At 60.9% G+C, this 21,116-nt stretch carries 19 protein-coding genes; 10 read left to right on the top strand and 9 right to left on the bottom strand.

Annotated elements, in window-relative coordinates; all coding sequences use genetic code 11:
* The first annotated feature begins 57 nt into the window (after positions 1-57).
* Positions 58-498, top strand: a complete 441-nt coding sequence (locus tag HU144_RS19450; protein WP_092108433.1) for an RDD family protein — start codon at positions 58-60, stop codon at positions 496-498.
* A gap of 150 nt (positions 499-648) precedes the next feature.
* Here the strand turns inward: HU144_RS19450 and HU144_RS12950 are convergent, their stop codons facing one another.
* Genes HU144_RS12950 through lipB form a run of 3 tightly spaced genes read right to left on the bottom strand, consistent with a single transcriptional unit; the run spans position 649 to position 3,136 of the window.
* A complete protein-coding gene (locus tag HU144_RS12950) occupies positions 649-1,380 on the bottom strand; it encodes a DUF4191 domain-containing protein (RefSeq protein WP_235351658.1) in 732 nt (243 codons plus the stop codon).
* A gap of 55 nt (positions 1,381-1,435) precedes the next feature.
* Positions 1,436-2,488, bottom strand: a complete 1,053-nt coding sequence (gene lipA, locus HU144_RS12945) for a lipoyl synthase (protein ID WP_198396131.1) — start codon at positions 2,486-2,488, stop codon at positions 1,436-1,438.
* Positions 2,489-2,497: 9 nt separating this feature from the next.
* A complete protein-coding gene (lipB, locus tag HU144_RS12940; RefSeq protein ID WP_198396132.1) occupies positions 2,498-3,136 on the bottom strand; it encodes a lipoyl(octanoyl) transferase LipB in 639 nt (212 codons plus the stop codon).
* 178 nt (positions 3,137-3,314) lie between these two features.
* Between lipB and HU144_RS12935 the strand changes: the two genes are divergently transcribed.
* Positions 3,315-4,778, top strand: coding sequence for a hypothetical protein (locus HU144_RS12935; RefSeq protein WP_235351657.1), 1,464 nt, complete (start codon positions 3,315-3,317; stop codon positions 4,776-4,778).
* Positions 4,779-4,887: 109 nt separating this feature from the next.
* Here HU144_RS12935 and sucB read toward each other — a convergent pair whose 3' ends face one another.
* The 3 genes from sucB to HU144_RS12920 form a co-directional block, all read right to left on the bottom strand.
* Entirely contained in the window at positions 4,888-6,741 is a 1,854-nt protein-coding gene (gene sucB, locus HU144_RS12930; RefSeq protein WP_235351656.1) for a 2-oxoglutarate dehydrogenase, E2 component, dihydrolipoamide succinyltransferase, read from the bottom strand.
* A gap of 20 nt (positions 6,742-6,761) precedes the next feature.
* The gene (gene lpdA, locus HU144_RS12925) at positions 6,762-8,150 is read right to left on the bottom strand and encodes a dihydrolipoyl dehydrogenase (RefSeq protein WP_009884655.1); all 1,389 of its coding nucleotides are present in this window, start codon (positions 8,148-8,150) and stop codon (positions 6,762-6,764) included.
* Between the two features lie 152 nt (positions 8,151-8,302).
* A complete protein-coding gene (locus tag HU144_RS12920; protein WP_235351655.1) occupies positions 8,303-9,793 on the bottom strand; it encodes a leucyl aminopeptidase in 1,491 nt (496 codons plus the stop codon).
* Positions 9,794-9,954: 161 nt separating this feature from the next.
* Here HU144_RS12920 and HU144_RS12915 point away from each other — a divergent pair, with 161 nt between their 5' ends.
* Positions 9,955-11,061 carry a quinone-dependent dihydroorotate dehydrogenase gene (locus tag HU144_RS12915; protein WP_235351654.1) on the top strand — a complete coding sequence of 369 codons (1,107 nt, stop codon included), beginning with the start codon at positions 9,955-9,957 and terminating at the stop codon, positions 11,059-11,061.
* Here HU144_RS12915 and HU144_RS12910 read toward each other — a convergent pair.
* Positions 11,036-11,596 (bottom strand): DUF3043 domain-containing protein, encoded by a 561-nt coding sequence (locus tag HU144_RS12910; RefSeq protein ID WP_235347010.1) that lies wholly within the window; start codon positions 11,594-11,596, stop codon positions 11,036-11,038. The two genes, HU144_RS12915 and HU144_RS12910, sit on opposite strands and share 26 nt — an antisense overlap.
* 77 nt (positions 11,597-11,673) lie before the next feature.
* Here HU144_RS12910 and HU144_RS12905 point away from each other — a divergent pair, with 77 nt between their 5' ends.
* The 7 genes from HU144_RS12905 to HU144_RS19250 all read left to right on the top strand — a co-directional run bounded on the left by HU144_RS12905 (position 11,674) and on the right by HU144_RS19250 (position 18,189).
* Positions 11,674-13,047: a dipeptidase gene (locus HU144_RS12905; RefSeq protein WP_235351653.1), complete on the top strand. Its 1,374-nt coding sequence runs from the start codon at positions 11,674-11,676 to the stop codon at positions 13,045-13,047.
* Positions 13,048-13,131: 84 nt separating this feature from the next.
* Positions 13,132-13,485: a HesB/IscA family protein gene (locus HU144_RS12900; RefSeq protein ID WP_101618722.1), complete on the top strand. Its 354-nt coding sequence runs from the start codon at positions 13,132-13,134 to the stop codon at positions 13,483-13,485.
* A gap of 36 nt (positions 13,486-13,521) precedes the next feature.
* On the top strand, positions 13,522-14,190 hold the full coding sequence (gene aat, locus HU144_RS12895; RefSeq protein WP_235351652.1) for a leucyl/phenylalanyl-tRNA--protein transferase: 669 nt from the start codon (positions 13,522-13,524) through the stop codon (positions 14,188-14,190).
* Between the two features lie 109 nt (positions 14,191-14,299).
* Positions 14,300-15,172, top strand: a complete 873-nt coding sequence (gene ctaC, locus HU144_RS12890) for an aa3-type cytochrome oxidase subunit II (RefSeq protein ID WP_198396140.1) — start codon at positions 14,300-14,302, stop codon at positions 15,170-15,172.
* Positions 15,169-16,866, top strand: coding sequence for an aa3-type cytochrome oxidase subunit I (gene ctaD / locus HU144_RS12885; RefSeq protein ID WP_235351651.1), 1,698 nt, complete (start codon positions 15,169-15,171; stop codon positions 16,864-16,866). Before ctaC ends, ctaD begins: the two co-directional genes overlap by 4 nt.
* Positions 16,863-17,264, top strand: a complete 402-nt coding sequence (locus tag HU144_RS12880) for a cytochrome c oxidase subunit 4 (protein WP_198396142.1) — start codon at positions 16,863-16,865, stop codon at positions 17,262-17,264. The genes ctaD and HU144_RS12880 overlap by 4 nt, the downstream gene beginning before the upstream one ends.
* Before the next feature lie 796 nt (positions 17,265-18,060).
* Positions 18,061-18,189 carry a hypothetical protein gene (locus HU144_RS19250; protein WP_268825894.1) on the top strand — a complete coding sequence of 43 codons (129 nt, stop codon included), beginning with the start codon at positions 18,061-18,063 and terminating at the stop codon, positions 18,187-18,189.
* Positions 18,190-18,428: 239 nt separating this feature from the next.
* On the opposite strand, the gene qcrB is transcribed toward HU144_RS19250, so the two are convergent.
* On the bottom strand, positions 18,429-20,054 hold the full coding sequence (qcrB, locus tag HU144_RS12875; protein ID WP_235351650.1) for a cytochrome bc1 complex cytochrome b subunit: 1,626 nt from the start codon (positions 20,052-20,054) through the stop codon (positions 18,429-18,431).
* Entirely contained in the window at positions 20,051-21,094 is a 1,044-nt protein-coding gene (gene qcrA / locus HU144_RS12870; RefSeq protein ID WP_235351649.1) for a cytochrome bc1 complex Rieske iron-sulfur subunit, read from the bottom strand. The genes qcrB and qcrA overlap by 4 nt, the downstream gene beginning before the upstream one ends.
* Positions 21,095-21,116 lie beyond the last annotated feature (22 nt).

Raw genomic sequence — 21,116 nt, 5'->3', positions numbered from 1 at the left:
TGTTTCGGGCATGTTTCCTGAGGGTTCGTCCAGGTTGGATTTGGGTAAACTGGGTCCGTGATTAATCGTGATGACCTCGGATCCTGGCTTGAAGGGCCCAAGATTGAGCGAGAAGACGGCGATTGGCCGGGCAGGCGCCTGGGATTGCCGGAGACCGGCTCACATTCACTCGCTCCCGCCTGGCGCAGACTGCTGGGGCTCCTGGTGGATTGGTTCTTGTGCCTGGCCATCGCAAACCTGATCGGCTCGTCCAATCCGTTCCTGGCTCCGGGTCTCTTCGCCCTGGAGCACTTCCTGCTCGTGTCCACTCTCGGATACACGATCGGTCATAGGATCTTCGGCATCGAGGTCCGTCGCCTGGACGGTCATGTGCCGGGGTTTGCCAAAGCACTCATCCGCACTGCTCTGGTCGTCCTCGTCATTCCCGCGCTGATCTTCAACCGCGACAATCGCGGTCTCCACGATCTGGCTGCCGGCACACTCATTCTCAAACGCTGAGGCATTTCCCGGTTGAGTACCGGTCGTCTTGGCTGAGAGCTGTTCGTACAGACGCGAAGCTGCAGAGCAGTGGGGCACCGACTCGATCGAGTCGGTGCCCCACTGCTTCTACTGCGACTGCTGTACTGCGTCGGTGTGTGACCGCAGGGATCAGCGTCCGCGCATCGCCTTGTGGTTGGGGCGAGCCTTGTTCGGGTCGATGCCCTTCGGGATCGGAGGACGAGTCCCCTGAGTGCCGAGAGCGGCGAGGCGATTGCGCACGGCAAGCACCTCGTTCTTATTGAGCTTGCGCGGAAGCTTCTGCACGGCCGGCACGACCTGCTTCATCTTCAGCTGGCCGTCCTCGTTGCCTCCCTGGAACGTGTGAACCGGGACGTTGGGCAGAATGCGCTCGTGGCGCTTGCGCTCCTTGGCCAGCAGCTTCGCGCTGCGACCTTTCGGTCCTTCGCTGAGCAGAACGACTCCCGCACGGCCGGTCGAGCGGAACACGAGGTCGCGGCTCTTCGGGTCGATGGCGATCGGCTTGTCGTCCATCAGGTAACCGCGGCGGGCGGTGTTGAGGACGGCACCGAAGGCTCCGGGCTGTCCGTCCATCTGTGCAAAGGCTGCGGTTTCGGCAAATCGGCCGAGCATGAACATGCCGAGCAGCAGACCCACCATGAAGCCGAGGATCGTTGTGAAGACCGCTCCGCCGAACAGAAGACCGGCCAGCAGGCCGACGAGCGTACAGCCGAGGATCGCCGCGGCCAACAGCCACGGGGTGGCCTTGTTGTGCTTGGCCGACAGTTCGTAGACCTGCTTCATCTGCGCCAGACGTCCTGGCTTCTTGTTCGGGTCTTTGGGCTTCCGGCGGAAAAGTCCCTTGCGCGGTTCTTCGCTCATGCTCTCACTTGCTCTTGAATGGCGTATCGGCGTCGAGGCCGGGCCTCGAGCGCTCTCATTGCTCAGCAGTCAAGTCTACCTCTTCGCCCGGACCGAATGTATCCACGACGGCCTGAGCCTCCTGCTTGGCAGGAGTGTGCTTGTCAAGGTGGGACAGGTGGGCGGGGATCTGCTCCCCACGATGGCGCATCGCGGTCGCCCACAGGCGGCCGGCACGGTACGAGGAACGCACCAGGGGACCGGACATGACGCCTGAGAACCCGATGTCCTGTGCGGCATCGCGCAGCATCACGAAGTCGGCCGGCTTGACCCACCGAGTGACGGGATGGTGGCGCGGTGAGGGCCTCAGGTACTGGTTGATCGTGATGAGATCGCACCCAGCCTCGTGCAGGTCGCGCAGAGTCTCGATGATCTCGTCGTTCGTCTCACCCATGCCCAGCATGAGGTTGGACTTCGTGATGAGGCCGGCGTCGCGTGCCTGGGTGATCACGGACAGGGACCGCTCGTAGCGGAAGGCCGGTCGGATCCGCTTGAAGATGCGGGGGACAGTCTCAACATTGTGTGCCAGCACCTCCGGACGCGAGGAGAAGACCTCGGCCAGCTGATCGGGTTCAGCGTTGAAGTCAGGGATGAGGAGTTCGACGCCCGTACCGCTTCCATCGGTGCTGTCGAGATTGTGGATCTGACGTACGGTCTCGGCATACAGCCATGCACCGCCGTCGTCGAGGTCGTCGCGGGCAACTCCGGTGATCGTCGAGTAGCGCAGGCCCATCTCTCCGACGGAGGCTGCAACACGGCGAGGTTCATCGGCATCGAAGTCGGCAGGCTTGCCTGTATCGATCTGACAGAAGTCACAGCGTCGTGTGCACTGTTCGCCACCGATGAGGAACGTCGCTTCGCGATCTTCCCAGCATTCGAAGATATTGGGGCAGCCGGCTTCCTCGCAGACAGTGTGCAGCTCCTGCTTGCGAACCAGTGATTTCAGAGACGTGTATTCGGGGCCGATATGGGCCTTTGCCTTGATCCAGGCTGGCTTGTCTTCGATCGGCGTCTCTGAGTTCCGTGCTTCGACACGGAGCATGCGACGGCCTTCTGGCGCTATGGTCACGTCATTCTCCTAGGCTGTGATGTGGTGGTGCAGGATCTCGTCAAGGCGGCTCGCGACATCCTCAGGTGTCACGCTTCGGCCGAGTTCTGCACTCATGGTCGTGGTGTCGGCGTCCGCGATCCCGCAGGCGATGATCGATTCGTAGGCAGCGAGGTCATTGCTGCAGTTCAGTGCCAGACCGTGCATGGTCACGCCTTCGTGGATGCGGATGCCGATTGCGCCGATCTTCCGGTCACGGCGGGTTCCGTCTCCGAGGATCCAAACACCCGCGCGTCCCTCGACGGTCGTGGCTTCGATGTCGTATTCAGCGAGGAGTTCGATCATCGAATCCTCGAGCTGAGAGACGAACAGTCTGACCTCTTTGGTGTCGTTGAGCTTGTACACGAGGTAGGCGACGAGCTGACCCGGTCCATGCCAGGTGATCTTCCCTCCACGGTCGACATCGACGACCTCTGTGCCGTCGGTCGGCCGCTCGTGGTCTTCCGTGCGTTTTCCGGCAGTGTAGACCGGCGGGTGTTCGAGCAGGAGAATCGTTGAGCTGCGATCCCCAGCAAGCACTTCTTCGTGATACTTCTTCTGCAAGTCCCAGGTTCGCAGGTAGTCCGAGTAGACGGGTGCGAAGCCCAGTGTTTCGGTGACCAGAGGCATGCCTCCAGACTATGTCTCTTGTCCCGGGGGTTCAATTTCATTGAAGATGAGCCTCGACACCTCTGGGTGCGCGAACCCTGTTGACATACCCCACGATATCAAACAGTATTAAAGAGAAGCAAACATGATCATCTAGCACTATAAATGCCGCGTAATCCATCGACGGAGATGACGAACAATGACGTGGGAACTCCAAGCACCGGTCTCTGATGACATCCATCGACTGGTGAATGCTCAGGGGCAGACGCTCTGGGGAGTCGCCCATGGCGGCTTCGACGCAGATCACCCGGACGCTCTCGGCATCGCCGAGGTCGACCTGCCTACCGGCCGCACCTCGCTTCTCCTCGTGGAACCACTTGCCGGTGGCCTCGTCCTCGACGCTGTCCGTTCCTACCAGGGGCTGGTGGAAGGGGAGTTGAGCACGCTCTTCCTCGGCATCGTCGACGAGCTGCGGGGGAGCAGCGATGCGCAATCCCGTCTCTGCCTTGAGAGCATCGGCCTCGATGCCGATGGCCACCCCCGGATCATTCCCGGAATCAGCCGGACATCGCCAGCTTCGACCCGGGGCGCGGTCGGAGAGTTGATCTACCACGCGGCGCACGGTCGTCCGTGGGAGCAGAGTCCCCTTCCGGTCTCCGTCGCACTGGCCAGCTGTTCCCAGCCGCTGCAGACATTGGTGGCACAGCTGCTGGACGACTCGTGCGCCGTTTCCAGTCTCAACGACACCTTTGACGAGGTCAGCGCGGCACTGCGTCGAACAGGGGCCGCCAGTGCGCTCCCGCTGTTGCCTGCTGAACCCGACCTCGACCCCGGACAGGCCCTGACGGCGCGATTGCGAGCCGCCAGGTCACCTACGCCTGTGCGTTCGCCCCATGCTGCGAAGGCGTCACGTCGATCCGAGGCCACAGGCGCCGCAGGACGGCTGCGGGCAGCCAGCCGCGAAGGTGATCGTCGGCGAGGACGGGGACATCGCCGAGGCCGAGTGAGTCCGAACGTGCTGACTCGTCTGTCATCGACGTTCGGTGAGGGCTGTCGCAGTCTGCTGGATCGGCTGCACACTATGGAACGACGGCCAAAGAAGCTGATGACCGGGCCGCGAGCCTGGGCTCTCCTTGCAGTTCTCGTGACGATCCTCGGCGGGGTCGTCCTGGTCAGGTCGTGGAGTACGGAGGGAAGTGCAGCCTCGGTGAGTTCGCCAGAGGGCACGGGCCCGTCTTCGGCAGAGAGCTCAGCGCCGGGAACGAGCGAGCCGGGAACGAGCGAGCCGGACAGAGTTCCCGGGAGGATGTCGGACAGCCAGATTCTTGCCCTGCTGGATGACCTCTGTCTAAAGCGCTCAGAGGCGTTGAGCGCCGGTGATGAACAGGCCTTGGCGGCACTGACCGTCCCCGACTCATCCGCTGCAGCAGCCGATGAGCTGCTCGACCTCCATGCCTTCGTCGGCAATGACTACGCCATCGAATTGGATGATCCGGTCGTCAGAGAGCAGACGGACCACCACATCCGGGTCCAGGCCCGCATGTCGACGAGCGTCACGGCCCAAGGGAAGAAGTCAGGGTTCGAACCCACCCACGTCGAGTTCGAGTTGGTGCCTCATGGCAGCGGCTGGAAGATTCTCGCAGTCACGGACATCGCCGGCTGATTGGGGGAGAGGCCCGAAGGCATGAGAAAAGCCGGCCACATCCGTGACCGGCCTTCCCATCTCCCTGGAGAATCTGGCGACTCACCGCAGGAACTGATTCTGGAACATATCAGAGATCGAGATCCGCCTCGAAGTTGCCTTCTTCCAGACGTGCCTTGATCGTCTGCAGGAATCGTCCTGCATCCGCACCGTCAACCAACTGGTGGTTGTAGGTCAACGGCAGGTAGACCATGTCGCGGATGGCGATGGACTCTTCCCCGTCTGCAGTCTTGACGACGATCGGACGTCGCACGATCGTACCCGTGCCCAGAATGCCCATCTGCGGCTGGTTGATGATCGGAGTATCGAACAGAGCTCCCACCGAACCGATATTGGTGATGGTGAACGTTCCACCCGAAAGCTCATCAGGCATGATCTTGTTGTTGCGAGTCCGGTCTGCGACATCGTCGATGGCCTTCGAGATCCCAGCGATACTCAGGTCGCCAGCGTCCTTGATCACAGGCACGAGGAGTCCACGAGGAGTGTCCACCGCGATCGCCAGATGCTCATGATCGAAGTACGTGATCTGCTGAGATTCCAGATCGTACTGTGCGTTGACCTTCGGGTGCTGCTTGAGCGCCTCGACGACGGCCTTTCCGAAGAACGGCAGGTAGGTCAGCTTCGAGCCGTGCTTTGACTGGAAGGCTTCTTTGTTGGCCTTGCGCAGTTTCACGACCTGAGTCATATCGACCTCGACCACCTGGGTCAGCTGAGCCGATACTTCGAGGGACTCGCTCATCCGCTTGGCAATCGTCTGCCGGATTCGCGAAGCCTTCTCCGTGGTGCCACGAAGCTTCGCGGCCTCTTCGGGAATCTCGAGCTTGAACGGTGCCTTCGCACCGCCGGCTGCCGGAGCTGCCGAACCCGACGTTGCCGAACCACGATTCGCGGCCGCGGCGGCGACGTCCTGCTTACGGATGCGTCCGCCCACACCGGTGCCGGTGACCGAGCTCAGATCAACTCCCTCATCGCGTGCCAGACGGCGCACGAGAGGAGTCACATATGCGGCATTCTCACCAACGGTGTCAGCAGCGGCGGGAGCAGATGCCGAACTCTCGGACTTCGCCGCGGCAGGCTTCGAAGCGGCCGGGGCAGAGGTCTCCTGCTTCGGTGCTTCTTCTGCGGGTGCGGACTCCTCGTCCTCGGCAGGTGCTTCTTCCTCTGGCTCCTCGGCAGGTGCTTCCTCAGGCTCTTCGGCCGGAGCTTCCTCTTCAGCGGCGGAAGAATCTGCCTCAGCCGACTCCGAATCGGAGGATCCCGAGTCGGAGGAGGCGGGAGCACCTGAGCCGACGCGAGCCAACGGTGCGCCGACCTCGACAGTCTCGTCCTCTTCGGCCAGGTGTGCCTGAACTGTGCCTGCCACGGGGGAGGGGACCTCGGTGTCGACCTTGTCGGTGGACACCTCGAGCAGAGGTTCGTCGACCTCAACCTCTTCGCCGACCTCTTTGAGCCAGCGAGTAACGGTGCCTTCGGTCACGGACTCACCCAGCGCTGGCATGGTGATCTCCGTGCCCTCGCCTTCGGAACCCGATGAGGCCGGTGCTTCAGCAGCCGATTCGTCTGCGGAGTCAGAGGCTGGCTCCTCGGCTTCCTCTGCCGTTGCGGGCTCGGATTCCTCGGCTGCTTCAGAGGAGTCCTCATCGGATGTGTCCTCTGCCTCGGTCGAGTCTGCGGAATCGGATCCGCTGCCGTCGCCGATGTAGGCAAGGTCTCCACCGACTTCGACGACATCGTCCTCGTCGGCCAAGATCTTCTCCAGGACACCTGCGTACGGGCTGGGGATCTCCGTGTCGACCTTGTCGGTCGACACCTCGAGCAACGGCTCGTCTACTTCGATTTCTTCACCGACGGATTTCAGCCAGCGGGTGACTGTTCCTTCGGTCACCGACTCACCGAGAGCCGGCATCTGCACGGAATTCGACATGTCTTTCGTCTCCTCGGATCTTAAGAGTGGAAGTGCAGGGGTTTGCCGGCAAGGGCCAGGTGGGCCTCGCCGAGTGCTTCATTCTGCGTCGGGTGAGCGTGAATGAGTTGCGCAACTTCCTCTGGGAATGCCTCCCAGTTGACAATCAGTTGGGCTTCGCCTGCCTGTTCGCTCAGTCGAGCGCCGATGCCGTGGACGCCGACGACGGGTCCGTCCTTCTCACGGATGACCTTGACCAGACCCGTGGTATTCAGGATCACGGACTTGCCGTTGCCACCCAGGTTGTATTCGATGGATTCGACGCTGTCGGCTCCATACTGCTCTTCGGCCTGCTTGGACGAGAGTCCGACAGAGAAGATCTCGGGTTCGCAGTAGGTCACGCGAGGAATACCGGACTCCAAGACAGGAACCGGGTTGAGTCCAGCGATCTCCTCGGCGATGAAGATTCCCTGACCGAAGGCACGGTGGGCCAGCTGCAGGCCGGGAACGATGTCGCCGCAGGCGTAGATGTTGCCGACGCCGGTGTGGAGTCGCTCGTTGGCCAGGACGAATCCGCGGTCCATGGGGATGCCCTGCTCTTCGAAGCCGAAGCCGTCGGTGACCGGGCCACGGCCGACAGCTACGAGAAGGTACTCGGCTTCGAGGACCGAACCGTCTTCGAGAGTCACCTTGACTCCGTCGGCGGTCTCTTCGACGCCCTTGAACATGGTACCGAGCTTGAAGCCGATCTTGCGCTTCTTGAAGGCACGTTCGAGGTTCTTCGAGATCGTCTCGTCCTCGTTGGCCACGAGGTGCTTGAGTCCCTCAACGATGGTGACCTGGGCACCGAACGACGACCACACGCTGGCGAACTCGACGCCGATGACGCCGCCGCCGAGAACGATCGCCGAGCCGGGGACCTTGTCGAGCTCGAGGGCTTCGGTGCTCGTGATCACACGCTCGGTGATGTCGAGGCCGATGGTCTTCGACGTCGAACCCGTTGACAGGAGAACGTTGGTGCCGGTGACGGTGTGCTTGCCGTCTTCACCCTCGACCTCGACCGTATCCTTGCCGACGAGCTTGCCGGTGCCGAAGTACGTGTCGATTCCACGTGCCTTGACCAGACCCTGCAGGCCTTTGTAGTTACGAGAAATGACATTGTTCTTGTAGTCGAGAACTTTCTCGATGTCGATGCCCTTGAATTCGACCTCAATGCCGAAGTTGGACGATTCCTTCGCTGTGTCGGCGACTTCTGCAGCATGCAGAAGCGCCTTCGTCGGAACACAACCGCGGTGCAAGCATGTGCCGCCAACCTTGTCGCGTTCGATCAAAGCAACCTTCATGTCGAGCTCTGCAGCACGCAGCGCGGCAGCGTAGCCGCCGGTTCCGCCGCCCAGAACGACAAGGTCGTAGGTCAATGAGTCACTCACGGATTACTCCTCGTAGCTGTGAATAAGCCTGCCTTACGCAGCTTTCCTTCTATCTTTCCACTTTTCTCGCCAAGGGCGAAAGCACACGCTGTCTGTTTGGACACAGGTGGTGATGATCACGTCAAGATCGACAGTGTGTAGAAACTGTTGTGTCAGTTCACCTGCTTCGCTGCTTGGATGAGGGTCCGAACTGCCGCGCCGGTGGCGGCGACTGGGGTGTAGCCGAACGCGGACCCGGTGTTGAAGCTCGGTCCGGCGATGTCGATGTGGGCCCAGTTAGCGTCCTCGCTGACGAATTCCTGGAGGAATGCGGCGGCGGCGAGCATACCGCCGGGGCGCGGTCCGGAGTTCTTCAGGTCGGCTGCGTTGGAGTCGAAACCGGAGAGCATCTCTTCGGGGATCGGCATTGCCCACATCTCTTCGCCGGCTTCCGTCGCCGAGGCGGTCACGAGACTGCGTGCAGCCTCAGCACCCATGACGCCTGATGTCCGATTGCCCAAGGCCACGACCTGTGCTCCCGTCAGTGTGGCCACATCGATGAGCAGATCGGGATTCTCTGCGTCGGCGTCTGCCAATGCGTCGGCGAGAACCAATCGGCCCTCGGCATCGGTATTGGTGACTTCGACCGTCTTGCCGCTGCGCATATGCAGCACGTCGCTGGGTCGAGTGGCCGATGATCCCGGCATGTTCTCGGCCAGGGGCAGCCAGGCAGTCGCACGGACGGGCAGTCCCAGGTCTGCGATGGCGAACAGGGCCTGGACGACGGCTGCGGCGCCGGCCATGTCGGATTTCATGTCCTCCATGCTCGCTGCGGGCTTGAGGGAGATGCCGCCGGAGTCGAAGGTGATGCCCTTGCCGACGAAGCTCACGTGGCGTTCGGCGCCTTTGGGGGAGTACTCGACCTTGACCAGGCGCGGGCCGCGAGTTGAACCTTGGCCGACACCGATGATTCCACCGTATCCACCGGCCTGGAGTTCCTTCTCGCCGAGGACGCTCACCTTGAGCTTGCGTTCCTTGCCCTGGTCCTTGACGCGCTGGGCGAAGGATTCGGGGTAGAGATCGAGGGGAGGGGTGTTGACGAGGTCTCGGGCCCGGTTCGTCGCTGCGGCGATGATCGCGCCGCTGGCGTGTGCCGCCGAGTGCTCTTTGCTCTTGGGCCCGAGGATGGAGACTGTTCCGGGCACCTTGTCTGCGTCCTGGCTGCGGTAGTCGATGTAGCGGTAGGCGCCGAGGCCTGCGCCGATGGTGACGGCTTCGACAGCCTGGGCGGTGATGGCCGGCAGGCCCATGGCAATCGAATCCACACCGTCGAGGGCACGCAGGGCACTGCCTGCGGCGCGGCGGAGGGCTTCGTGCGACTTCGCTGCGGCGTCGGTGCCGCGCGCTGTGGAGTCGAAGGTGCCGAGACCGACCAGCAGGATACTCGAGGAGGAGAAGCCCTTGGGCGCGGCTACTCGTGCTGTGGATCCGGCCTTGCCGCTGAATTCGATGGCGCGGACCACGTCCTCCAGAGCGGTGCGTGCGGTTTTCGCAGTGTCGAGGCCGAGGACCTTGTCGTCAGCGACTCCCAACACCAGAACAGAAGCGGTGGCTTTCACGAGTGTGGTCGAAGAGTAGCTGGTGGGCGTGGATGCACTGGGCATATATTCCCTTTCATCGTCTTTGAACGTTGAATCGATCCTAATGCCATTTCACGGGGGATGGATAAACGGTGACCGTTCTGAGCAGGGATCTGTGTGAATTCTCGATGTCTGCGAACCGTGCCGCACTTCGGCCGATCTTTCACCTGACATATTCTGGGAGTGTGTACTCACTTATCTTCAGACTCTTCTTCGCCCCTATGGATGCCGAACGGGCACATCATGTGTCGTTCACAGCGCTGAGAATCCTCGACTCCGTCCCTGGTCTGGGACGTCTGCTGCGTCTGGTTCTGGCCCGCGGCACCCGCGATGAGGTGGATGTGCTGGGCCTGCGCTTTCCCAATCGCCTCGGACTCGCAGCTGGTTTCGACAAGAACGGTGAGGGGATTCGCGCTCTGTCTGCGCTGGGCTTCGGCCATATCGAGGTCGGCACGATCACCGCTCATGCTCAGCCCGGCAATGACAAGCCGCGACTGTTTCGCCTGCGCGACAATATTGCACTGCTCAATCGGATGGGCTTCAACAACCAGGGTGCCCGGCAGGCCGCTTTCAACATCGAAGAGCAGCGGAGGTCGATTGCCTCCCTGCCGTCTGCGCAGCGTCCGATCATCGGGATCAACATCGGCAAGACCAAGGTCGTCGACGCTGCCGATGCGGTCGAGGACTATGCGAGTTCAGCGCGGTTCTGTGCGCCTCTGGCTGACTACCTCGTCATCAATGTGAGTTCGCCGAACACTCCGGGTCTGCGTGACCTGCAGTCTGTGTCGAGTCTGGAGCCCATCATCGACGCCGTGCGCTCTGCCGCCGCCGAGGTGGTCACAACTCCTCGTTCCACGCTCGGTCATGTGCCGCTGCTGGTCAAGATCGCACCCGATCTCAACGACGACGATGTCGCTGAGATCTGTGATCTCGCTGTGCGTTCGGGTGTCGATGGCCTCATCACCACCAACACCACGATCGATCGGGACGTGCTGAGTGGTCGGGAAGCGGACTTCGCTCGCGGCCAGGCTGGTGGAATCTCGGGCCGACCGCTGGCTCGCCGGTCGATGGAGGTCCTGCGGTTGGTCAAAGCCACCGTCGGCGAGAACTTGAGCATCATCTCGGTCGGCGGAATCGCTGATGCCAATGACGTCAGCGCCCGACTTGCGGCGGGCGCTGATCTTGTTCAGTCCTATTCGGAGATGATCTACTCCGGACCGTTCTGGCCCGGACGGATCATCCGCGCCAGGCGTGCGCGGACTCTGCTCACTCGGGGTACTGGCGGCGCTTGACCTGAGGCTTCGGCATGCGCAGCGGACGAATCTGGACGCTGCGCATGATCGCGTAGAAGGCCAGGCCTCGTTCGACGGTTCCGAACTTGGCTTTCAACCGTCCCTTGAGGATATAGTTGACGATCACGCCGTCGAGGATGACCAACGCCAGCAGGCCCCAGACCGCGTAGGTGAAGTACTGCTGAATGGCGACCGGCTGTGTGAATGCCACAACCAAGATCAGAATCGCGGCGGGGATGAATAGTTCTCCGATGGAGAAGCGAGCATCGATGTAGTCGCGAACGTAGCGACGCTGGGGACCTTTGTCGCGGCGTGTGAGGTACTGCTCTTCACCGTTCATCATGCCGATGCGGGCCCGATCGCGGTCCTTGCGCGTCTGTTCCTTGGCCCTCTGGTTCGCCACCTTGCGATCCTTCGAAACCAGCGGCTGCTTGCGCACCGATTCCTGCTGACTGCGTTTGGGCGTCGGCCGTCCTTTCTTCTGCTCAGCCTCACGCTGCGTGGCAGCACCAGGGTGTGAACCGTCATCGTTCACCGGTCGATTGTCGGAGGATTGCGCATCCTCATGAGATTTTTTGCTTCCGAACACCTAATGAATACTACCTTTGGAGAATGAGCGAATCGACTCCTGCACTGGACAGTGCACAATTGCATGCCGAACTCGACACTATTTTCGACGAGGTCATCGACCAGCTGACCGATCTCGTGGCGATCCCCTCGGTCGCCTGGCCGAGCTTCGATCCCGCGAACGTTCGAGCCAGCGCTGAAGCAGTCGCCGGCCTCGCCCGCAATCTGGGCCTCGACGTCGACATCCTGAACGCGGCACAGGGGGACGGAACGGACGGGTACCCGGCTGTTGTCGCCTCGGTGCCGGCTCCGGCAGGGGCACCGACTGTCCTGCTCTACGCACACCACGACGTCCAGCCTCCGGGCAAGCCCGACGCTTGGGACACCGAACCCTTCGTCGCCAGCCGGACCGGGGATCGGCTCTACGGTCGCGGGGCCGCCGACGACAAAGCCGGCATCATGGTCCACCTCACCTCGCTGCGGCTCCTGGCAGACCGCCTCGGCGTAGGAGTGACTCTCTTCATCGAAGGCGAGGAAGAGGCCGGCAGCCCGAGCTTCCGCAACTTCCTTGAGACCTACCAGGACAAGCTTGCTGCCGACGTCATCGTCGTCGCGGATTCGGGGAATTGGGCGGCGGGCACGCCAGCTCTGACAACGAGTCTGCGGGGCATGTGCGCCATCGAATTCGAGATCTCCACGCTCGATCACGCGGTGCATTCGGGAATGTACGGCGGAATCGTCCCCGACGCGATGCTGGCTATGACACGAGTGCTGAGCAGCCTCCACGATGACAACGGCTCCGTTGCCGTGCAAGGACTCAAGGCACAGGTCGACAGTGACATCGACTACGAAGAGTCAACGATCCGCTCCGACTCCGGTGTTCTCGAATCGACTTCACTCATCGGCTCCGGGTCCCTGGCGTCCCGACTGTGGACCCAGCCCTCGATCACAGTCATCGGACTCGACATTCCCGACGTCGACGTCTCCTCGAACACTCTCCAGTCGAGCTTGCGGGCAAAGCTGTCGATCCGCTTGGCCCCAGGAGACACACCCGAGAACGCAGTCCAGGCTGTCGAAGCGCACCTGCGTGACAATCTTCCCTTCGGCGCCACCCTCACCATCGGCGACACGGAAGGCGGCAGCCCGTGGCAGGCCGATATGAACGATCCCGTGGTGCATACCGCCCAACGCGCCCTCACCGAAGCGTGGGGGCAGGAGTCCGTGACTATGGGCATCGGCGGCTCGATACCGTTCATCGCCGATCTCCTCGAGGTGTTCCCGCAGGCCTCTATCCTGGTCACCGGAGTCGAGGACCCGGACGCCAGAGCACACAGCGCCAATGAGTCGCTGTATCTGCCCGATTTCAAGGCGGCAATCGTCGCTGAGGCGCTCCTTCTGCAGAAACTGGCAGTCGGCTGAGGGCGACTCGGGAATAGGTTCATCGTCGATAGCGTTGTGCGCGGTGTAGCCTGGAGACAGGCAGGATCGAAATAAGGAGTAACCATGACTGTGACGAACGAAGCGATGGCCACGCACGAGGTTGAGCTGTCGAGCACGGCGGCCGACAAGGTGCGCAGCCTGTTGCAGCAGGAAGGTCGCGATGACCTGCGCCTGCGTGTGGCCGTTCAGCCCGGCGGCTGCTCTGGTCTGATCTACCAGCTGTACTTCGACGAGCGTCAGCTCGACGGTGACGCTGTGCGTGACTTCGACGGAGTCGAGGTCATCGTGGATCGGATGAGCGTGCCCTACCTCGGTGGCTCGACCATCGATTTCGCTGACACCATCGAGAAGCAGGGCTTCACGATCGACAATCCGAACGCTGGCGGCTCCTGCGCATGCGGCGACTCGTTCCACTGATGTCCGCCCGCTGAAACAGACCTGAAAGTCACTGAGATGGACCTGGAGGATCTGCGCGCCGTGTCATACACGGCAACGCAGCCCCAGGTCCTCTCTTCGTACCGGGCCGGACTGTTCCCCATGGGCATCGGCAGCGGCGGCACCGGACGAGTGGGATGGTGGGCTCCGCGACGTCGCGGTGTGCTCTTCCCGGGAGACCTCAGAGTCAGCAAAAGCCTGCGCAAATCGATGCGCCGTTTCGAGTGCAGCGTCAACACGGATTTCGAACGGGTCATTCGCGCCTGTGCGGATCCGAGCAGGCCCGGCAGCTGGATCACCGAAGACATCATCGGCCTCTATTTGGGCCTCCACGCTGACGGGTGGGCTCATTCTGTCGAAGTCAGATCAGAAGGCGTCCTCGTGGGGGGTCTGTACGGTGTGGCCATGGGCTCGTTCTTCGCCGGAGAATCGATGTTCCATACCCAGCGAGATGCCTCGAAAGCCGCACTTGTCCACCTCGTCTCCCTCTTCGATGGAATCACGGCTCCAACGCTTCCCACCTCGGTCGACACCGTTGACGACGCAAATGGATGGCTCATCGATACTCAGTGGCAGACATCACACCTGGCAAGCCTCGGCGTGTCGGAGATCAGCGGTCTCGACTACTCCGCTCGGCTAGATTCCGCTCTCCGCGGGAATCGTTGTCAGGTTATTCTCAACAAATGATCATTTGCATGTGAATTTCTACCGCTTGTAGCGGTACTCTGGTAACTGACATAGTAAGAATTCGTTCTTCGGGCACCCGGAGGACGAATAAGGTTGTGAAAGGCTGCACGTGGATTCTCCGAATCAGGCAGGACCGGGAAGGTCCTGGGCGAAGCGGCTCGGCACTCTGGGCGCCGTCGCTGTACTGGCGTTGCTGTCCGGCTGCACGAAAGAGCAAGTCTCCACAGGATTCTTCCCCGCCGAATCGAAGGGCGCCACCAACCACACCGAGGCTTACACCTCACTGTGGAACGGCGCATGGATCGCCCTGCTGATCGTGGGGCTGATCGTCTGGGGGCTCATCCTGTGGTCGATGGTCGCTTACCGCCGCCGCAAGAACGATCGCGGACTGCCTGTGCAGCTGCGCTACAGTATGCCGATCGAAATCCTGTTCACGGTCACCCCAGTCATCCTGGTTCTCGGATTCTTCTTCCAGAGCGTCCAGGTCATGGAGAAGACCACCGACGACACCACTCCAGGTGAACAGGTCATCGAAGTCGCCGCAAAACAATGGGCGTGGGACTTCAACTACGTCAATCAAGACGTGTACTACGCAGGTACGCAGGTTCACCTCGACGGCTCTGAGAAGCCGGGGGAGAAGGCGCCGACCCTCTACCTCCCGGTCGACACCGACCTCGAAATCAAACTTCGTTCACGCGATGTCATCCACTCGTTCTGGGTCCCCGCATTCCTCGAGAAGCGCGACATGATTCCTGGTCACGACCAGAGTCTGCATCTGCGCGCCGAGAAAGAAGGCGAGTACGTAGGCAAGTGCGCCGAGCTGTGCGGTGAGTACCACTCGGAGATGCTCTTCAACGTGAAGGTCGTATCCAAGGCCGAATTCGAGGACTACACCAAGTCCCTCGGCGACGAAGGCAACAAGGGTCAGCTCGGTCCTGAGTACGATCGCAACTGGTACCCGAAAGAAGGTGCTGAAAAATGACCGCAACGATGAATCAGCCGGCTCTTGATGCCCCTGTTGTTCCTCGGAGCAAGGGAAAGGTCATCGTCGACTGGATCACGTCGACCGACCATAAGACGATCGGCTACATGTACCTGATCGCATCGTTCATCTTCTTCTGCGTCGGTGGCGTCATGGCGCTCATCATCCGGCTCGAGCTCTTCGATCCGGGTATGCAGATCATTGAGACGAAGGAACAGTACAACCAGCTGTTCACCATGCATGGCACGCTGATGCTGCTGATGTTCGCAACTCCGCTGTTCTCAGGCTTCGCCAACGTGATCATGCCGCTGCAGATCGGTGCGCCGGACGTGGCTTTCCCCCGTCTCAACGCCTTCGCCTTCTGGATGTTCCTCTTCGGTTCGCTGATCGCCCTTTCCGGCTTCCTCACCCCTCAGGGTGCTGCCTCGTTCGGATGGACCGCGTACGCGCCTCTGAGCAATACAACGTTCACTCCGGGTGCCGGCGGAAACCTCTGGGTACTCGGCTTGGCGCTGCAGGGAATCGGAACGATCCTCGGCTCGGTCAACTTCATCACCACCATCATCACGATGCGTGCTCCAGGTATGACCATGTTCCGTATGCCAATCTTCACCTGGAACACCCTCATCACCGGCATCCTCGTCTTGATGGCCTTCCAGCCTCTCGCGGCAGCTCTGCTCGTGTTGGGAGCTGACCGAGTATTGGGATCACACGTCTTCAGCCCCGGCAACGGTGGGCCGATACTGTGGCAGCACCTGTTCTGGTTCTTCGGTCACCCGGAGGTTTATGTCATTGCTCTGCCCTTCTTCGGCATCGTGACGGAGATCTTCCCAGTATTCAGCCGTAAGCCCGTCTTCGGCTACAAGGAACTGGTCTTCGCAACGATCTCGATCGCGGCACTGTCTGTGACTGTTTGGGCGCACCACATGTATGTCACCGGCGTCGTCGCACTGCCGTTCTTCGCCTTCATGACGATGCTCATCGCGATTCCGACTGGGGTGAAGTTCTTCAACTGGGTCGGCACGATGTGGCGAGGGTCGATCACCTTCGAGACTCCGATGGTCTGGTCCATCGGGTTCCTCGTCACATTCCTCTTCGGTGGTCTCACCGGTGTCATCCTGGCCAGCCCTGCTCTCGATATGCAGGTCTCTGACTCCTACTTCGTGGTCGCCCACTTCCACTACGTGGTCTTCGGTACCGTCGTGTTCGCGATGTTCGCCGGGTTCTACTTCTGGTGGCCCAAGTGGACCGGCAGGATGCTCAATGAGAAGCTGGGACACATTCACTTCTGGATGCTGTTCGTCGGCTTCCACGGCACCTTCCTCGTCCAGCACTGGCTGGGAGTCGACGGAATGCCCCGCCGTTATGCCGACTACCTCCCGCAAGACGGCTTCACCTGGATGAACCAGGTGTCGACTGTCGGCGCAATGCTCCTCGGCCTGTCCATGGTTCCCTTCTTCTGGAACGTGTGGATCACCGCTCGCAATGCACCGAAGGTGACAGTAGATGACCCTTGGGGTTACGGCGGATCACTCGAGTGGGCGACATCCTGCCCGCCTCCTCGCCACAACTTCACCTCGCTGCCTCGCATCCGTTCCGAGCGCCCGGCATTCGATGTGAACCACCCGGAACTGCTCGAGTACGCCGGGCACGGGACCGCAGAGCCGCAACTCACAGGAGGTAATGTCAAGTGAAATCCTCGATCTATGTCTTCGTGATCTGTGGCATCTTCTTCGCGGCCGTTGGAGTCTTCTACGGCTTCTTCACGGACTTCTCGGAGATGGTCGGATTCCCGGCACTGCTCCTCGTCGGTGCGATGTCCTTGATGATCGGCGTCTACCTGTGGCTGACAGACCGTCGAGTCGGTCGCCAGCCCCAGGACAATGAGCATGCGGAGATCTCCGATGCTGATGCGGACTACGGCTTCTTCAGCCCTTGGAGCTGGTGGCCGATCGCGTGTGCCGGTGCAGCTGCTGTGGCGTTCTACGGAATTGCCATGGGTTGGTGGATCTTCCCCTTCGGTGCCGTACTCGGCCTGGTGGCTCTGGTCGGACTGTCGTACGAACATGATCGTGGGGACCACGCTCACTGATTCGTTCCAGACCGAACACTGATATCAGATAGCACAGCGATGGCCCGGACTCATCAGAGTTCGGGCCATCGCTGTGCTCACGTGCAGTCTCATGGATCAGTCCCAGAGCCGCGGGCACCAGCGACGACTTCTTCCGTGGCAATGGTCTGCCAGTCGACCCGCCAGATCGCTGTCACCACCTTGGCAACCATGAGTGTCTCCAGAGCTCTGAGAGGACCAGGCCGGACGGAGTGCAGTACTCAACTCCTCGCCTCGACCAGCCTTCTCCTTGGCGTGTTGGTCCACGCGATCTTCACCGTCGGCGGCGCGTTCCAGAACCACACACTGCTGAATCCTGCGGCCACCCAATGATCGCACCTGCAGACGCAGCCTCATCTTCATCGACATGGGCACGTTGCCCGGGACCGTAGTGGCCTGACCGATCTTCGCCCGCGTCGACGACCGCCACAGCTCGCGATCTTTGCTGACACCTGGTGCACACACCTAGACGCGGTGGCAGTGGTTGTTCACGACAGTCGGTCCGAACACGTCGATCGAGCACACCGTAGTGTTCCCCACGTTGATCAGCATCGGTCAGATGATAATGATGCCTGGATTCTTCTCGCATAAGGTCCACGACGCTGACCTGACGCAACATCCTCACGGCAGCTGGGAGTGCCCCCGAGCAGTTTGGTCGGGGGCACCTTGGTATTCGTGCTGCCCAGGACACACCGGTGAACCTCGCCGAGTAGATCTCACGTTCAAACTGCTACGACCCCTGATCGGACCGACGGGGGAGCAGGAGCGAGCGGAGCCTATGACGTCTCTGTTGGTGATGCTGATTCAGAGCCCGGTGCCGGGTGTCGGAACTTCCCTCGTGGGCCGCAGCGCAGTTCGGGTGTCGATCCTGGCCGCACGTGGAATGATGGGGCAGATCGAAGGCTAGAAGTCTGCGATCTGGGCCGACTTCAATCAGATGGAACACTCCAGCACCACCTCGGTGATGGTGAAGGCTACAGCACGAATGGTCGACTGTGGCTCGCAGAAGGATGACCGCTCAAACACTGAGTTCGAATGTTCAGCGGCACACGATGACAGTATGACGGAGGGGCCCAACATAAACTGTTGGGCCCCTCCGTCATACCGTCGACTCGTCAGAATCACGTCATCTGAACTCAGACTCGATCAGTGACCGATCTGGTTGTGAGTGTTCGACTCAACCGAATCGTGGTCGTGGTGCGATGCTTCGAGCTCCTGCTTAGTCACTGGAGCAACACGGTCCTCAAAGAAGAACTTGGAGAGCTTCGCACGGAACTTCTCGAGTCCGGTGATCTTACCGTCCGCATTCGGCTCCGCAGGCGTGTACGTCGGCGACTCAAACGCTGTCAGCTTCCACAGCTTATGGGGAGGCAGAGCTTCGTGACGCTCAAGGAACTCGCCGTGGGGGAGACGGATGATATTGGCCGTCTCACGACCATGCAGTGCGATCTCACGATCCTTGCGCTGCAGACCGATGCACATCCGCTTCGTGATCATGTAGCCGATGATCGGTCCGAGGAAGAACACGATGCGGAATATGTAGATCATGTCGTTGAGTGACATCTGGAAGAACACGGCAATGATGTCGCCCGAGGCCGCAGCCCACATGTTGCAGTAGAAGATGATGCCTGCAACACCGATGGCAGTACGCGTGGGGTTGTTGCGTGGACGATCGAGGATGTGGTGTTCACGCTTGTCCTTGAGCAGCCAGGACTCGAAGAACGGATAGATGAACATTGCTCCGAACACGCCGCCCATGACAATGACTGCGCTGTTGATATTCAGCGAGATCGGCCAGCCGGCAATGTAGAACTCGAGCCAGCCTGGAACAATGCGGAGGAATCCGTCTGCCCAACCGATGTACCAGTCGGGCTGTGTACCTGCAGACACCGGTGAGGGGTCATAGGGGCCGTAGTTCCAGATCGGGTTGATCGTGAACAGAGCTGAGATCAGAGCCAGCAAGCCGAAGATGAGGAAGAAGAAGCCTCCGCCCTTGGCTGCGAATGTCGGCAGAACAGGCTCGCCGACAACGTTCTTCTCGGTGTTGCCTGCGCCTGGGTACTGCGTGTGCTTGTGTACGACGACGAACACCAGGTGAATGCCGATCAGAGCGATCAGCAGCGCGGGAACGATCATGATGTGGAGGGAGTAGAGCCTGGCGACAATGTCAGTGCCAGGGAACTCGCCGCCGAAGATGAAGAACGAGAGATATGTTCCGACCAGCGGCAATGATTTGACGATACCGTCAATGATTCGCAGACCGTTGCCCGAGAGCAGATCATCGGGAAGTGAGTAGCCGGTGAAACCTGCCGCCATTCCCATGATCACCAGAAGCACACCGACGATCCAGTTGAGCTCGCGAGGGCGACGGAACGCACCGGTGAAGAACACGCGCAGCATGTGGATGCTCAGTGCCGCAACGAACAGCAGTGCACCCCAGTGGTGCATCTGACGGATGAACAGGCCACCGCGGATCTCGAATGAGATCGCCAGCGTCGAGTTGTATGCCTCTGAGATCTCGACGCCGCGCAGCGGCGCCCAAGGACCTTCATAGTGCATCTCGCCCATTGCAGGGGTGAAGAAGAAGGTCAGGAACGTTCCGGAGAGGATAACGATGACGAAGCTGTAGAGAGCGACCTCACCGAGCATGAACGACCAGTGGGAAGGAAAGATCTTGCGTCCGAACTCGCGGACGAGGACTGAAGCCCCGACTCGAGTTTCGGCGAAGTTCGCGGCCTTCCCGATGGTGGTTGTGGGTTGTGTAGTACTCATGGGTGATTGATCTCCCAGAACGTAGGTCCGACGGGCTCAGGGAAGTCCGACTGTGCGACCAGATAGCCTTCGCTGTCGACCGAGATGGGCAGCTGCGGCAGTGGACGCTTGGCCGGGCCGAAGATGACCTTGCAGTGTTCGGTCACGTCGAAGGTCGACTGGTGGCACGGGCAGAGCAGGTGGTGTGTCTGGTGCTCATACAGTGCGACAGGGCAACCGACATGGGTGCAGATCTTGGAATAGGCGACGATGCCGTCGTGTGACCAGTCCTTGCGATCCGGATCCTCTTTGAGTTCCTTGGGATCGATGCGCATCAGGAGAACGGCGGCTTTTGCCTTCTCCTCCAACGGGTGTTCGGCCTTCTCTTCATCGCCGATGCCCGATGGCAGTACGTGGTAGGCCGATCCGATGGTGACGTCGTCTGCCTTGATCGGGCGCTCGGATTCCACCGATGGAATGCCACCCGGGTCCTGGATCAGGCGGATGCCTTTGCCCCAGAGCGTGTGGAACAGCTTGTCCCCGGGCAGTGGGCCCAGGTCACGGAATACGAGGACTGCGGGCAGGGGAGCGATGGCCAGTGCCGCGATCAGCGTGTTGCGCAGGAGAGGACGTCGGGCGATTCCCGACTCTTCCTTCGCCTGGTGCAGGATCTCAAGGGCAACTGCCTGATCCTCTTCACTGCCACCGATGTCATGACGCTCATCGATTCCCTCGTGATCGCTCATGAGGTTCTTCGCCCACAGAACGGCACCGACGCCGATGGAGAACATCGCGACCGCGGCGCCGAGGCCGATGGAGGTGTTGTGGAGTCGAATGCTCTGCATCGTCTCGCCGGGAGAGAACAGGAAGTAGGCGACGATGAACCAGATGGTTCCGACCATCGACAGCACGAACCACGCCGCAACCTGGCGTTCGGCGACCTTTGCGGCCTTCGGGTCTTCGTCAGCAAGCCGAGGCTTGTGTTCCGGCAGCCCAGGGTTCGTGAACCCATTCAACTCCTCGAGCTGGCTGCCGCCGCCGAAGTGGTCTTTCGAGGTCATTGAATTCCCCGTCTTTTCTCGT

The organism is Brevibacterium sp. UCMA 11752, assembly GCF_021532235.1.
GTDB lineage: Bacteria > Actinomycetota > Actinomycetes > Actinomycetales > Brevibacteriaceae > Brevibacterium > Brevibacterium antiquum.
Note: the sequence above shows the minus strand (reverse complement) of the source record. Positions and strands in the feature narration are given on the sequence as shown.